Origin of the sequence: Actinacidiphila glaucinigra (assembly GCF_035918135.1) — a bacterium.
In the GTDB taxonomy this organism is placed as follows: domain Bacteria; phylum Actinomycetota; class Actinomycetes; order Streptomycetales; family Streptomycetaceae; genus Actinacidiphila; species Actinacidiphila glaucinigra.
In genome coordinates this window covers 4,195,001-4,208,539 of the sequence record NZ_CP109144.1, presented here as the reverse complement: position 1 = coordinate 4,208,539, position 13,539 = coordinate 4,195,001, and the positions used below count along the sequence as shown (strand labels likewise).

The following is a 13,539-nucleotide window of genomic DNA, read 5'->3' as shown; positions in this document are numbered from 1 at the left end:
TCGCCGTCCGCAATACGGACGCACCGCCGTGCGCCGCGACCGGGGGCGTACGCTCGAAGGCTCCGGATGGAAACGTAGGGAGTGGTCCCCGTGCCCGAGCTGAGGTCCCGCACAGTCACCCACGGCCGCAACATGGCGGGCGCCCGTGCCCTCATGCGGGCCTCGGGCGTAGCGAGCGAGGACATCGGCAAGCCGATCATCGCGGTGGCCAACAGCTTCACGGAGTTCGTGCCCGGGCACACCCACCTGCAGCCCGTCGGGCGCATCGTCAGCGAGGCGATCAAGGCCGCGGGTGCCGTGCCGCGCGAGTTCAACACGATCGCCGTCGACGACGGCATCGCCATGGGCCACGGCGGCATGCTGTACTCGCTGCCCTCCCGCGACCTGATCGCCGACTCCGTCGAGTACATGGTCGAGGCGCACTGCGCCGACGCGCTGATCTGCATCTCCAACTGCGACAAGATCACCCCGGGCATGCTGATGGCCGCCCTGCGCCTCAACATCCCCACCGTCTTCGTCTCCGGCGGCCCCATGGAGGCCGGCCGCGCCACCCTCGTCGACGGCACGGTGCGCACCCTCGACCTGATCGACGCGATCGCCGACGCCGTCAACGACAAGGTCTCCGACGAGGACATCCTCCGCATCGAGGAGAACGCCTGTCCCACCTGTGGCTCGTGTTCCGGCATGTTCACCGCCAACTCGATGAACTGCCTCACCGAGGCGATGGGCCTGTCCCTGCCCGGCAACGGCTCGGTCCTGGCCACCCACACGGCCCGCAAGGCGCTGTACGAGGACGCCGGCCGCACCGTCGTCGACCTGACCCGGCGCTACTACGAGCAGGACGACGAGTCCGTGCTGCCGCGCTCCATCGCCACTTTCGACGCCTTCGAGAACGCGATGGCGCTCGACATCGCCATGGGCGGCTCCACCAACACGATCCTCCACCTGCTCGCCGCGGCCCAGGAGGCCGGCGTCCCCTTCGGCCTGACCGACATCGACGCCGTCTCGCGCCGGGTGCCGTGCCTCGCCAAGGTCGCGCCCAACGTCGCGAAGAGCCGTACGTACTACATGGAGGACGTGCACCGCGCCGGCGGCATTCCCGCCCTGCTGGGCGAGCTCCACCGCGGCGGCCTGCTCAACGAGGACGTCCACGCAGTCCACTCCCCCTCTCTCGCCGACTGGCTCAAGACCTGGGACGTCCGCGGCGGCTCCCCCTCCGCCGAGGCCGAGGAACTGTGGCACGCCGCCCCCGGCTGCGTCCGCTCCGCCGAGGCCTTCTCCCAGTCCGAGCGCTGGGAGGCCCTGGACACCGACGCCGCGGAGGGCTGCATCCGCTCCGTCGAGCACGCCTACTCCAAGGACGGCGGCCTGGCCGTGCTGCACGGCAACCTCGCCGTCGACGGCTGCGTGGTCAAGACCGCGGGCGTGGACGAGTCCATCTGGACCTTCGAGGGCCCGGCCGTGGTCTGCGAGTCCCAGGAGGAGGCCGTCGACAAGATCCTCCGCAAGGAGATCACGGAGGGCGACGTCGTCGTCATCCGCTACGAGGGCCCCAAGGGCGGCCCCGGCATGCAGGAGATGCTCTACCCCACCTCCTTCCTCAAGGGCCGCGGCCTCGGCAAGTCCTGCGCCCTGATCACCGACGGCCGCTTCTCCGGAGGCACCTCCGGCCTCTCCATCGGCCACGCCTCCCCCGAGGCGGCCTCCGGCGGCACGATCGCCCTCGTCGAGGACGGCGACCGCATCCGCATCGACATCCCCGGCCGCAGCATCGAACTCCTCGTCCCCGAGGAGGAACTGGCCGCCCGCCGCACCGCCCTCGGCGGCGCCTACGCCCCCAGGGCCCGCGAGCGCAAGGTCTCCCTGGCCCTCAAGGCCTACGCCGCGATGGCCACCAGCGCCGACAAGGGCGCCGTCCGCGACGTCTCCAAGCTCGAGCGCTGACCCCGGGGACATCCGGACCCGTCGTCGTCCCCAGGGACCCCTTCCGCCGATCCCCACGATCACCAGCGGGAGGGGTCCTCGGCGTCCACGGCGAACACGCTGCCGTCGGGCGCGGTCGCGAACACCTTCCCGTCGGCGACGAGGGGGGAGGGCGGGGACCCCGGGTAACTGCCCGGACGCGTTCCCAGACGTGGCTTCGTCTGCCCGAGGAAGATCCCCCGTTCGGCGTCCACGGCCAGGAGCCGTCCGTCGACGGCGGTGAAGTACAGGCGGTCTCCGACGACGGTGGGTACGGAGCCACTACTCACCGACGTCTCCAGACGCCATGGTTCGGTCGCGGTGGGGTCTGTGGAGCGGCGGGTGTCGAAGCCGATCAGGTTGCCGCCGCGATCCAGGAGGTACACCATGTCCCCTCGTACGGCGGTCTGCGGCTCGCTGAGCAGCGGGGCGATCGGGATCCGCCGGTGTGAGCCGGTGACGGCGTTCAGCCGGATGACGGCGTCGGTGCGGTAGAAGCTGTCCACAGAGGTGAGGAAGAGGTCCGTCCCGGACTCGCCCACGGGGCTCAGTTGCCCGTCGAGCCGGACCTGCCGCTGCACCTTCCCGTCGCTCTCGTCCACCGTGGTCACCAGCGTGTGGCGGCCGTCCGCGTCGACCTCGACGGCGTAGACGTGACCCGAGGCGCCGTACGAGGCCAACGCCGGCTGGTGGTGGCCCGGCAGATCCACTCGCCACTTGTCCCGGCCGGTGGTGCCGTCCACGGCGCCGACCGCCCCGTCGCGTCCGGCGAGCAGCACCGTGGTGCCGGCGCTGGAGAACGCGCCCTGGTAGGCGGAGATGTCAAGGGTCCAGAGCACCTTCCCCGTCGCCGCGGACAGGCCGTTCAGCCGCGACTCGTCGTCGTTCACCACGCGTACGACGCCGCCCGACAGCACGGGCGGATGGGGATGGGTGTGGGTGCCGCCCTTCACACGGACCGACCATTGGGTGAGCCCGCTGTCAGCGTCGAGCTTCGATGCCTCGACACCCGGTCCTGCGCAGAACAGGGCCCCTGCACCGGCGGCGCAGGCTGCCGTGCCGGCACCACCGTCCTTCCGGAGGACCGTCTGCCACGGGTGGAAATATCCGCCGGCGGTGACCGGAGACCCGGTCGATCCCAGCGGTGTTGTGTCGTCGGGCCGTTGGGCCAGCAGGAAGGCGCCGGCCGCGAGGACCCCCAGAGCCAGGAACGCGACGAGGGCACTACGGGCCAGGCGGCGCCGGGACTTGGAAGCAACCGGAGCCGGACCGGCCGCATCGGCTCCGGACCCGGATCCCGGCCGGGGCACCTTCCGGGGCATCGCGTCGTCCACCGATCGCCGCTGCGTCGGGATGAGCGCGTCCGCCAGGTCGCCTTCGAGGTCGAAGGATCCGAAGGTCTGCGTGTCGTACGAGGCAGAGACCTTTCTCAGCTCCGCCATCAACGCGTCCGGAGTGGGCCTGTGGTCCGGGTCCTTGGCGAGGCATTGCTCGATGAGCGGCCGCAGATCTCCGGGGAGGCCCTCGAGGTGCGGTTCGTCGTGGACCACTTGGTACGCGACGATGTAGGGGCTGTCCGATTCGAACGGACTGCGTCCCGTCGCGGCGTGGACGAGCACGCTGGCCAGGGCGAAGACATCGGCAGCCGGCCCCACTTCTCGAGGCCGTTTGAACTGTTCCGGTGCCATGAACGGCGGGGTGCCGATCAGTTTGCCCGTCTCGGTCCGCAGATCACTGTCGGACGGCCGGGAGATTCCGAAGTCGATCACTTTCGGCCCGTCGGCGGCCAGCAGCACATTGCTCGGTTTGAGGTCCCGGTGGACGACGCCCACGCGGTGAATGTCACGCAGACCCTCGGCGAGGCCCGCCATCAGATAGCGCACCTGGGCCGGTGCCACCGGACCGTTCCGCTTCACGAACTCGGCCAGAGTCGGCCCGGGTATGTACAGTGTGGCCATCCACGGGCGCTCGGCCCCGGGATCGGCGTCGACGACGGGCGCGGTGAAGGCGCCGCTCACGAGTCGGGCGGCGGCGACCTCCTGCCGGAAACGCGCCCTGAACTCGGGGTCCTTCGCGAACTCCTCATGCACGACCTTCACGGCCAGGCGCATGCCCGAGGTAGAGCGCGACAGGTGGACCACGCCCATGCCGCCGGAGCCGAGGCGGCCCTCGAGCCGGTATTGCCCCGCGTATTCCGGATGTTCCGCTTCCGGGTCCGTCCCGGGTCTCCGCACTGGCGGCATGACCAACCCCCGTATGTTCGTCCACAGCCGCAACTCGGTGAGCCTAGTCGATCCCTGTAACGAGGATGGCTCGGATTGCTAGCCTGCACTTGACAGAGCGTGAATCTTCACGGGGGAGTGCACATGGCCGAGAACAAACTTGACGCGCCGATGGACGATGCGGCCGGCGGGGCCGCGGTGGCGGGGACCGCCGTCGCAGCCAGCGACTTGATCTACTACTCCGTGGCGCCCGGAACCCGCCTCAACGTCAGGTCCGGCCCGGGAACCAGCTACCACATCGTCAAGGCCCTTCCCTATGACGCCAAGGTCCCGCTCTTCTGCCAGACGCCTGGGACCACGGTCAGCGGCTACTACGGCACCTCGAACATCTGGGACTGCATCGGCACCAACCAGTACGTCTCCGACGCCTACGTGCACACCGGCCGCGACGGGTACGTCACGTCGCGCTGCAGCTGACGCGGCGGCATCTCGCCGCGGCGTCCTGGATCGGTACTGCGGGAGGAATGTGTTGAGCAAGAGCAGGCGCGCGGCGCTCGTGAACGGTGCGGCCGCGATGGCCGGGGCGGTCTTCCTCGTCCTGGGAGGCGCCGCCGAAGCCGTGGCGGCCCCGAATCTCGTGTACTACCCGGTCGCTCCCGACGTACGGCTCAATGTCCGTACCGGGCCGGGGACGAATTACCAGATCGTCAAGATCCTGCCGTACGACCAGAAGGTGCCGATCTTCTGCCAGACGCCTGGCGAGACGGTCAGCGGCTACTACGGCACGTCGAACATCTGGGACCGGATCGGACCGAACGAGTACGTCTCCGATACCTATGTGCACACCGGCAGCGACGGGTACGTCGCCGGAAAGTGCGTCTGACGTATCGGCATCGCGTCACACCCATGTCCTTGATTCGTTCCGCGGGAGGAATGTGTTGAGCAAGAGCAGGCGCGCAGCGCTCGTGACTGGTGCGGCCGCGATGGCCGGGGCGGTTTTCCTCGTCCTGGGAGGCGCCGCCGAAGCCGTGGCGGCACCCAGCCTCGTGTACTACCCGTCAGCCCCCGGGGTGCGCGTCAACGTGCGCAGCGGACCGGGCACCAGTTTCCAGCTCCTGAGGACCCTGCCGTACGACCAGAAGATGCCGATCTTCTGCCAGACGCCGGGTGAGACGGTGAGCGGCTACTACGGCACCTCGAACATCTGGGACCGGATCGGCCCGGACCAGTACGTGGCCGACGTCAACATCCTGACCGGCAGCGACGGTTACGTCGCCCCACGCTGCACCTGACCGAGCCCGCACGGTGGGTCGCGCCCGTGTCCCACGGGGAAGAACAACCCCCATGACCACACAGCCGGCCCACCGCGTGCTCGCCCGGTCGTTCGACACCGTTGCCGCGCAGTACGCCGCGGCCCGCCCCGGTTACCCCGGAAAGCTGTTCGACGCCGTCGAGGAGATCGGCGGCCGTCCCTTCGCCGGGGCCACCGTCCTGGACGTGGGGGCCGGGACAGGGATCGCCACGGCGCTGATGCGGGCGCGCGGGGCGCACGTGACGGCCGTGGAGCCCGGGGCGGGGATGGCGGCGCAACTGCGGGCGGGTCAGCCCGAAGTGCCGCTGGTGCGTGCGGACGGGGACGCGCTGCCGTTCGCGTCCGGGGTGGCGGACTTCGTGACGTACGCCCAGGCGTGGCACTGGACGGACCCGGCGAAGTCCTCCCCCGAGGCGGTGCGGGTGCTGCGCCCGGGCGGCGCGCTCGCGCTGTGGTGGAACGTGCCGGACACCGGGGTCGCCTGGGTGCGGGACCAGGAGGAGCGGCTGGCCCGGGCGGTGCCCCGCTACCACGAGAACGGCCTGACGGGCACGGCGCAGGACATCCTCCGCTCGCTCGGCTCCCGTCTGGGGATGCGCACCGAGACCCGCGTCCTGCGCTGGTCGCGCACCGTCCCGCTGGACACGCACCTCACGATGCTGGGCAGCCGTTCCTACTTCGCCGTGCTCGCCCCGGGGGCCGCCCGCCGCATCCTCGACGACGAGCGGCGCGCGCTGCTCGCGCTCTTCCCGGACGGGCAGGTGGCCGAGCCGTACAAGGTCGACCTGACGGTGGCGGTGAAAAGACCTGGCCGGCGCTAGCCGGCCCGCCGCTTCCCCGCTACGGAGCCGACGACGCCGACCACGCCCGCGACGAGGACCCCTCGCCACAGGCCGTCCCAGAGGCTGCCGAAGAAGCCCTCCGAGGTCAGGATCTGGCGCATCACGACGTCGGCGACGAGCAGCATCCCGGCCGGCACCAGCGCGACGCGCCAGGGGTGGGCGGCCGCCCAGCGGCGTATGCGGCGGTCGGCGCGCGGGCCGCGGCCGGTCACCGCGCCGGCGCCGCCGACGAGGAAGAAGAGCATCAGCGCGACGGACACGGCGCCCGCGACGACGCCGAGCCCGAAGTCGCCGCTCAGGGCGGAGGCGGCGAGGGACACCCCGCCGCCGATCGCGCCGACGGCCGCCGCCGGGCGCCAGGGGCCGAGGGTGGCCGTAGCCACCGCGAGCTGCCGCTTCTCGGCTCCGGTCACGTCCCGGGATCCATCGGTAGAACGCCTCATATGGCCACGGTCACTCCGCTTCGTCCCCGAAGCCATAGGGGATGACCCTGAGACGGCCCGGAACCGTGCGTCAGGGGCGGCGCCCCCTCCCGCCCGGTCCCGGGCCGCCGTGTCACACCGGTGCGCCCTGCACCCGGACCGGCGTCACCCCCTCCTCGTTGTGCCGCTCGGCCCAGCCGAGCAGGGCCATGCCGCAGGCGTGGTCGAGGTGCCGCAGCCGGCGCAGGTCCAGTTCCATCGGGCGGTCGCGGGGTAGTGCCTCCAGCTGTTCCAACAGTTTGGGCAGCCGCAGGAAGGTGGCGTTGCCCAGGACGCGGACGACGATCGGGCCCTCACCCTTGTCGTGGATCTCCACATGGGTCTGCGAGGTCTCCCAGGCCGCCTTGACCACGGCCGTCAGCAGCCCGATGAGCACGCCCTCGAACATGTTGGTGACCACGATGCCCGTGGCGGTCACGATCAGGACGACGGCCTCGCCCCGGTGCTCGCGCCACAGCGGCACGATCTCCTTCACCGGTACGAGCTTCCAGCCGGCGTGCACCAGCACGCCCGCCAGCGTGGCCACCGGGATCACCCCGAGCGCGCCGGGGAGCAGCGCGGCGAACAGCAGCAGCCACAGGCCGTGCAGCACACGTGCCGCCTTCGTACGGGCACCCGCCTGAACGTTGGCGGCGCTGCGCACGATGACCGCGGTCATCGGCAGGGCACCGAGTGCCCCGCAGACGGCGTTGCCCGTGCCCTGCGCGATGAGCTCCTTGTCGTAGTCGGTGCGCGGCCCGTCGTGCAGCCGGTCCACCGCGGCGGCGCTGAACAGGCTCTCGGCGGAGGCGATCAGGGTGAAGGCCAGCACGGTCCCGATCATGGACAGACTCGCCAGCCCCGCGAACTGCCCGGCGCCCGGCGGCTGGACGACGTCGAGCAGCCCCGCCACCTCCACGCGTTCGACCGGCAGGTCGAACAGCACGGCCGCGCCCGTGGCCAGCGCGACCGCGGCCAGCGGCCCCGGCAGCAGCCGCGCTGCGCGCGGGATGCGGGGCCACAGGACGAGCACCGCGATGGTGCCGCCGCCGACGGCGAGCGCGGTGAGCGCCGTGGGGGAGACGACGGTGCCCGCGACCAGTCCGGGTAATCCGGCGATCTTCGCCGGGCCGCCGGCCGGTGCCGCGGTGTCGGTGAGGGCGTAGACCTGTCCGGCGATCAGCACCAGGCCGATGCCGGCCAGCATGCCCTGGACGACGGCGACGGAGATGGCCCGGAACCAGCGGCCGAGCCGGAGCACGCCCATGGCGAGCTGCAGCCCGCCGGCGCAGAGCACGAGCACGCCCAGGGAGGGCAGCCCGAACTCCTGGACCGCCTCGTAGACCAGGACGGTCAGCCCGGCGGCCGGGCCGGACACCTGGAGGCTGCTGCCGGGGAGTATGCCGGTCACGATGCCGCCGACGATGCCGGTGACCAGACCGAGTTCGGCCGGCACCCCTGAGGCGACGGCCACGCCCACGCACAGCGGCAGGGCGACGAGGAAGACGACGAGGGAGGCGGTGACGTCGGCGCGCAGCGACTGCGGACGGGGCAGTCGCGACGCGGCGCGGAGGAGGCGGCTCACCGGGTGGGGCTGGGGGTGAGGGAGCCGCGAGCGGGCCGGAGGGGCCGGACGGCCGGTGGGGGGAAGGGGGAACAGGAGGTGGGGGATGGGGGGATGAAGGTCTTCACGCGGGTGTCCTCCATTGCGCCCCGGCGCCGGTGTGGGCGGGGGCGTACGTGGTCGAGCAGTGTGGGGGGTCGGTCTCCCGGATCGCGGGCGCCGCGTACGAGTGCATGTGCGTGCACGTGGACGCGCGGGCGCCGGCGAGGACCCGGGCCGGGGTAGGGCCAGGGCCGCGGGCGACGACCGCGGTCAGGAGGGAAGAGCAGGCGGCAGGCCGTGCCTCAGCAGCGGAACGCGCCGTGGGCGACCGGTAGTTCTCCTGATCTGGAGAGGGGTACCGCCTGCCGGGCGGTCCGCGGCGCCGTCACGGCGGCGGACACCTGGGCGTCGTCCACCGGAACCGTCTCGTCGGTTCCGGTGCCGCCCCGCGGTGCGGATGCCGGGGCCGGGACGCTCACCGTCCCGGGCAGCACCAGGCGTATGCCGTTGCTCCCCTGCCTCCGTGCGAGGCAGTTGCGGGTCTCGGGCTCCGCGCGCGCCACCGTCGTGCCCGTGCCGCGGCCGGAGGCGGGAACGGGCTCGGCGGTGGCGCAGCCTATCGCCGCGAACAGGGAGAGCAGCAGTGCCGCCATGACGGCGACAGCACGCGCAACTCCCTTGGCCGATACCACAGGTGCCCCCGTTCGGATGCGTAGCCGCCCTTCATTTTGCGCAGACAGCCACTCCATTTTGCAAGCTCTTTAAGTAAACGGAGCGTAAATGATCCGTCACCCAAACGGATACACCTGCCGCTTCTTGACGCCCCGACACGCCCCGGAGCATTATTCACCGCATGATGAATAAAGCCGAGGAGTCCCGGGAACCGGGCCCCGGATCCGCCGTGCACGCCTCCGGGCTCACCGTCGTCCGCGGTGGCCGCACCGTCCTGGACGCCCTGGAGTTCACCGTCCCCCGAGGCGAGATCACCGGCCTGCTCGGCCCCAGCGGCTGCGGCAAGTCGACCCTCATGCGCGCCGTCGTCGGCACCCAGGCGGGTGTCACCGGCACCCTCGACGTCCTCGGCCTGCCCGCCGGCCACCGCGACCTGCGCCCCCGCATCGGCTACGTGACCCAGGCCGCCTCCGTCTACCTCGACCTGACCGTCCGCCAGAACCTCGCCTACTTCGCCGCCGTCCTCGGCGGCGACGCCCCCGGCCACGTCGAACGCGCCATCGTCGACGTCGACCTGACCTCCCACGCCACCGCCCTCGCCGGCAACCTCTCCGGCGGACAGCTGGGCCGCGTCTCCCTCGCCGTGGCGCTGCTCGGCACCCCGGAACTGCTCGTGCTCGACGAACCCACCGTGGGCCTCGACCCCGTCCTGCGCCGCGACCTGTGGGAGCTCTTCCACCGCCTCGCCGCCGAACGGGGCGCCACCCTCCTCGTCTCCAGCCACGTCATGGACGAGGCCGAGCGCTGCCACCGGCTGCTCCTGATGCGCGAGGGCCGCATCCTCGCCCAGGGCGCCCCCGACGCGCTCCGCGCACGCACCGGCGCCCCCACCGTCGAGGACGCCTTCCTCCGCCTCGTCGACGCGGCCGCCGGAAAGCTCCCCCACCAGGCCGAGGAGAACGTCCGATGAGCACGCGCCGCACCCTCGCCACCGCCCGCCGCGTACTGCTGCAACTGCGTCACGACCCGCGCACCATCGCCCTGATGGTCGTCGTGCCCTGCGTCCTGCTGACCCTGCTGTCCTGGGTGTACGACGCCAGCCCGCGCACCTTCGACACCGTCGGCGCCTCACTGCTGGGCATCTTCCCGCTCATCACGATGTTCCTGGTCACCTCGATCGCGACCCTGCGCGAACGCACCTCCGGCACCCTGGAACGCCTGCTGGCCATGCCGCTCGGCAAGGGCGACCTGCTCGCCGGGTACGCCCTCGCCTTCGGCGCCGTGGCCGTCGTCCAGGCCGCCCTCGCCACCGGGCTCGCCGTCCTCGCGCTCGGCCTCGACGTCACCGGCTCCGCCTGGCTGCTGCTCCTGGTCGCCCTCGCCGACGCCTGTCTCGGCACCGCCCTCGGGCTCTTCGTCAGCGCCTTCGCCGCCAGCGAGTTCCAGGCCGTGCAGTTCATGCCCGCCGTTCTGCTCCCGCAGATCCTGCTCTGCGGACTGCTCATGCCGCGCGACCGGATGCAGCCCGTGCTGGAGGCCATCTCCAACGTCCTGCCCATGTCGTACGCCGTCGACGGCATGCAGCAGGTGCTCACCCGCACCGGCGTCACCGGCGACTTCGTCCGCGACCTCGCCGTCGTCGCCGGCAGCGCCGCCCTCGCCCTCACCCTCGGCGCGGCCACGCTCCGCCGCCGTACGGCCTGATCCCCACGGGTGACCGCACCGTGGACGGCACGGCCTCCGGGCCGCCCACGGTGCGAGGATGGCGCCATGACGCAGAAAGTCGCGGTGCTCGGCACCGGCAAGATCGGTGAGGCCCTCCTGTCGGGCATGCTCCGTGCCGGCTGGAAGCCGGAGAACCTGCTGGTGACCGCGCGCCGCCCGGCCCGCGCCCAGGAGCTGCACGCCCGCCACGGCGTCGAATCGGTCTCCAACGAGGAGGCGGCCAAGACCGCCGACACCCTCATCCTCGCCGTCAAGCCCCAGGACATGTCCGCCCTCCTGGAGGAACTCGCCCCGCACGTCGCCGCCGACCGGCTGATCATCAGCGCCGCGGCCGGCGTGCCGACCTCCTTCTTCGAGGAGCGCCTCGCGGACGGCATCGCGGTCGTCCGCGTCATGCCCAACACCCCGGTCCTGGTCGACGAGGGCATGTCCGTCATCTCCGCCGGCAGCCACGCCGCCGAGGAGCACCTGCTGCGCACCGAGGAGATCTTCCAGCCGGTCGGCAAGACCCTGCGCATCCCCGAGTACCAGCAGGACGCGGCCACCGCCCTGTCCGGCTCCGGACCCGCGTACTTCTACTACCTGGTCGAGGCCATGACCGACGCCGGCATCCTCCTCGGCCTGCCGCGCGCCCAGGCCCACGACCTGATCGTGCAGTCCGCGATCGGCGCCGCCGTGATGCTGCGCGACAGCGGCGAGCACCCCGTCAAGCTCCGCGAGGCCGTCACCTCACCCGCCGGCACCACCATCAACGCCATCCGGGAACTGGAGAAGCACGGCGTGCGCCACGCCCTGATCGCCGCCCTGGAGGCCGCCCGCGACCGCAGCCGCGAGCTGGCCTCCGGCAACGGCTGACCGACCCGCCGGCCGGGGCCTGCGGACCCCCGCCGCCGGCACGTCCTCAGCCCGGCGGCAGCAGCCCGATCGCCCGGTAGGCCGCGTCCACCGTCGGCCGGGCCAGGGCCCGCGCCCGCGCGGCACCCTCCCTGAGCACCCCGTCCACATACCCGGGGTCGGCCACCAGCTCCGCGTGCCGCTCCCGCAAGGGCCGAAGCTCCTCCACCACCGCCTCGGCGGTGTCCTTCTTCAGGGCGCCGTACGAGTCGTACCCCGCCGCGAGGTCCTGCGGCGCCCGGCCGGTGCACGCCGCCAGGATCTCCAGCAGGTTCGCCACCCCGGGCCGCTCCTGCGGGTCGTACGCCACGTCCTGCCCGCTGTCCGTCACCGCTCGCAGCACCTTCCTGCGGACGACCTCCGGCTCGTCGAGCAGGTAGACGATCCCCGGACCGGTGTCCTCGGACTTCCCCATCTTCGACCCCGGGTCCTGCAGGTTCATCACCCGCGCCGCCACGTGCGGCAGCACCGCCCGGGGGACGGTGAACACGGGCCCGTACCGGTGGTTGAACCGCACCGCCAGATCCCGGGTCAGCTCCACGTGCTGCGCCTGGTCGTCACCGACGGGCACCTCGTCCGCCCCGTACGCCAGGATGTCCGCCGCCATCAGCACGGGGTACGTCAGCAGGGACAGCCGCACACTGCCGCCCCGCCGCTGCTCCCTGGCCGCCTTCTCCTTGTACTGCACCATCCGCCGCATCTCCCCGTCCGCGGCGGTGCATTCGAGGAGGTACGCCAGCCGGGTGTGCTCGTCCACATGGCTCTGCACGAAGAGCGTGCAGACCCGCGGGTCGAGGCCGGCCGCCAGCAGGAGCGTCGCCGCCTGCCGGCTCAGCCGCCGTACACGGGCCGGATCGTGCTCGACGGTGAGCGCGTGCAGGTCCACGACGCAGAAGAGCGACTCGGCCCGGTGCTGGTCCACAGCCGCCCACTGCCGCACGGCGCCCAGGTAGTTGCCCAGGGTCAGGTGCCCCGTCGGCTTGATCCCGCTGAAGACCCTCGTCATCGGTGTTCCTTCCGGCTGTGGGACCGCCGCGGTCGGCGGGCCGGAGCAGAAACACCTACGGCCGCCGAAGCGGCGGCCGTTGGATGCATGCGCTGGGTGGTCGGCCGCCGTCAGGCGGCCCACCACAGGTACGAGTGCGCATGCTCGGTCATGGCTCGAAGGTAACGCGCAAACCTGTTGACGGCCACAGGTTTGAAGCACCGTGGGGCGTGGTGTAGTGTTCTCTAGCTGCCTCGGACGGGGTCACCTTTCCAACGGCAGCCACTCAAGCCGCCCGGCGGCAAACCACTACCGCACGATCTCCCCCCGGGGACGATTTCGGCATGCCGAAATCCGAACCGAAAGGCTCGATTATGAACCGCCGGGGAAATCCGCTAACGTAGTGGACACGCCGGAAGGCGCGAAACGAAAAACCCCGCTCCAACAGGGGGCCGGAAACGAAGAGCGGAAACGCGAAACGGATCTGGTAAGGTTGGAGACAACGAAGGGAAAGCCCGGAGGGGCCGGTGAAACGGTCTCGAAGGAAGCTTCCGTTCCTTGAGAACTCAACAGCGTGCCAAAAGTCAACGCCAGATATGTTGATACCCCGTCCATCCGTTCGGATGGTCGAGGTTCCTTTGAAGAAAAACACAGCGAGGACGCTGGGCACGTCGGGATTATTCCTCCCGATGGTGCCGCTCTCGTGAAGACATTCACGGAGAGTTTGATCCTGGCTCAGGACGAACGCTGGCGGCGTGCTTAACACATGCAAGTCGAACGGTGAAGCCCTTCGGGGTGGATCAGTGGCGAACGGGTGAGTAACACGTGGGCAATCTGCCCTGCACTCTGGGACAAGCC

At 71.3% G+C, this 13,539-nt stretch carries 13 protein-coding genes and 1 rRNA gene (1 of these 14 running past the window's edge); 9 read left to right on the top strand and 5 right to left on the bottom strand.

The genetic code is table 11. From position 1 onward, the window contains the following. Positions 1–90 precede the first annotated feature (90 nt). A complete protein-coding gene (ilvD, locus tag OIE69_RS18650; protein WP_326573009.1) occupies positions 91–1,944 on the top strand; it encodes a dihydroxy-acid dehydratase in 1,854 nt (617 codons plus the stop codon). Positions 1,945–2,003: 59 nt separating this feature from the next. On the opposite strand, the gene OIE69_RS18645 is transcribed toward ilvD, so the two are convergent. Then, entirely contained in the window at positions 2,004–4,205 is a 2,202-nt protein-coding gene (locus OIE69_RS18645; protein ID WP_326573008.1) for a serine/threonine-protein kinase, read from the bottom strand. Between the two features lie 123 nt (positions 4,206–4,328). Here OIE69_RS18645 and OIE69_RS18640 point away from each other — a divergent pair, with 123 nt between their 5' ends. The 4 genes from OIE69_RS18640 (at position 4,329) to OIE69_RS18625 (ending at position 6,317) form a co-directional block, all read left to right on the top strand. Further along, complete coding sequence (locus OIE69_RS18640; RefSeq protein WP_392567527.1) at positions 4,329–4,661, top strand: SH3 domain-containing protein; 333 nt, start codon at positions 4,329–4,331, stop codon at positions 4,659–4,661. Positions 4,662–4,758: 97 nt separating this feature from the next. Continuing rightward, positions 4,759–5,067, top strand: a complete 309-nt coding sequence (locus tag OIE69_RS18635) for an SH3 domain-containing protein (protein WP_326581254.1) — start codon at positions 4,759–4,761, stop codon at positions 5,065–5,067. A 55-nt stretch (positions 5,068–5,122) separates the two neighbouring features. Continuing rightward, positions 5,123–5,476: an SH3 domain-containing protein gene (locus OIE69_RS18630; protein ID WP_375821067.1), complete on the top strand. Its 354-nt coding sequence runs from the start codon at positions 5,123–5,125 to the stop codon at positions 5,474–5,476. Between the two features lie 52 nt (positions 5,477–5,528). After that, the gene (locus tag OIE69_RS18625; RefSeq protein WP_326573007.1) at positions 5,529–6,317 is read left to right on the top strand and encodes a class I SAM-dependent methyltransferase; all 789 of its coding nucleotides are present in this window, start codon (positions 5,529–5,531) and stop codon (positions 6,315–6,317) included. Here the strand turns inward: OIE69_RS18625 and OIE69_RS18620 are convergent. The 3 genes from OIE69_RS18620 to OIE69_RS18610 all read right to left on the bottom strand — a co-directional run bounded on the left by OIE69_RS18620 (position 6,314) and on the right by OIE69_RS18610 (position 9,058). Next, positions 6,314–6,751 carry a hypothetical protein gene (locus OIE69_RS18620; protein WP_326573006.1) on the bottom strand — a complete coding sequence of 146 codons (438 nt, stop codon included), beginning with the start codon at positions 6,749–6,751 and terminating at the stop codon, positions 6,314–6,316. The genes OIE69_RS18625 and OIE69_RS18620 overlap by 4 nt on opposite strands. 142 nt (positions 6,752–6,893) lie before the next feature. Further along, entirely contained in the window at positions 6,894–8,384 is a 1,491-nt protein-coding gene (locus OIE69_RS18615) for a SulP family inorganic anion transporter (RefSeq protein WP_326573005.1), read from the bottom strand. Positions 8,385–8,707: 323 nt separating this feature from the next. After that, on the bottom strand, positions 8,708–9,058 hold the full coding sequence (locus OIE69_RS18610; RefSeq protein ID WP_326573004.1) for a hypothetical protein: 351 nt from the start codon (positions 9,056–9,058) through the stop codon (positions 8,708–8,710). A gap of 200 nt (positions 9,059–9,258) precedes the next feature. Here OIE69_RS18610 and OIE69_RS18605 point away from each other — a divergent pair, with 200 nt between their 5' ends. The 3 genes from OIE69_RS18605 to proC all read left to right on the top strand — a co-directional run bounded on the left by OIE69_RS18605 (position 9,259) and on the right by proC (position 11,657). Further along, positions 9,259–10,047: an ABC transporter ATP-binding protein gene (locus OIE69_RS18605; protein ID WP_392567526.1), complete on the top strand. Its 789-nt coding sequence runs from the start codon at positions 9,259–9,261 to the stop codon at positions 10,045–10,047. Beyond that, positions 10,044–10,781 carry an ABC transporter permease gene (locus OIE69_RS18600; protein ID WP_326573003.1) on the top strand — a complete coding sequence of 246 codons (738 nt, stop codon included), beginning with the start codon at positions 10,044–10,046 and terminating at the stop codon, positions 10,779–10,781. Before OIE69_RS18605 ends, OIE69_RS18600 begins: the two co-directional genes overlap by 4 nt. A 66-nt stretch (positions 10,782–10,847) precedes the next feature. Beyond that, positions 10,848–11,657, top strand: a complete 810-nt coding sequence (proC, locus tag OIE69_RS18595; RefSeq protein ID WP_326573002.1) for a pyrroline-5-carboxylate reductase — start codon at positions 10,848–10,850, stop codon at positions 11,655–11,657. A 46-nt stretch (positions 11,658–11,703) separates the two neighbouring features. On the opposite strand, the gene trpS is transcribed toward proC, so the two are convergent. Then, entirely contained in the window at positions 11,704–12,702 is a 999-nt protein-coding gene (gene trpS / locus OIE69_RS18590) for a tryptophan--tRNA ligase (RefSeq protein WP_326573001.1), read from the bottom strand. A 691-nt stretch (positions 12,703–13,393) separates the two neighbouring features. Here trpS and OIE69_RS18585 point away from each other — a divergent pair. Next, positions 13,394–13,539, top strand: a 16S ribosomal RNA gene (locus OIE69_RS18585); it runs 1,373 nt beyond the window's last position.

Excerpts from the sequence above, each read along its gene's own strand:
- OIE69_RS18645 (WP_326573008.1), bottom strand. The coding sequence starts at position 4,205 with ATGCCGCCAGTGCGGAGACCCGGGACGGACCCGGAAGCGGAACATCCG.
- OIE69_RS18640 (WP_392567527.1), top strand. The coding sequence starts at position 4,329 with ATGGCCGAGAACAAACTTGACGCGCCGATGGACGATGCGGCCGGCGGG.
- OIE69_RS18635 (WP_326581254.1), top strand. The coding sequence starts at position 4,759 with ATGGCCGGGGCGGTCTTCCTCGTCCTGGGAGGCGCCGCCGAAGCCGTG.
- OIE69_RS18625 (WP_326573007.1), top strand. The coding sequence starts at position 5,529 with ATGACCACACAGCCGGCCCACCGCGTGCTCGCCCGGTCGTTCGACACC.
- OIE69_RS18610 (WP_326573004.1), bottom strand. The coding sequence starts at position 9,058 with ATGGCGGCACTGCTGCTCTCCCTGTTCGCGGCGATAGGCTGCGCCACC.
- OIE69_RS18605 (WP_392567526.1), top strand. The coding sequence starts at position 9,259 with ATGATGAATAAAGCCGAGGAGTCCCGGGAACCGGGCCCCGGATCCGCC.
- OIE69_RS18600 (WP_326573003.1), top strand. The coding sequence starts at position 10,044 with ATGAGCACGCGCCGCACCCTCGCCACCGCCCGCCGCGTACTGCTGCAA.
- proC (WP_326573002.1), top strand. The coding sequence starts at position 10,848 with ATGACGCAGAAAGTCGCGGTGCTCGGCACCGGCAAGATCGGTGAGGCC.
- trpS (WP_326573001.1), bottom strand. The coding sequence starts at position 12,702 with ATGACGAGGGTCTTCAGCGGGATCAAGCCGACGGGGCACCTGACCCTG.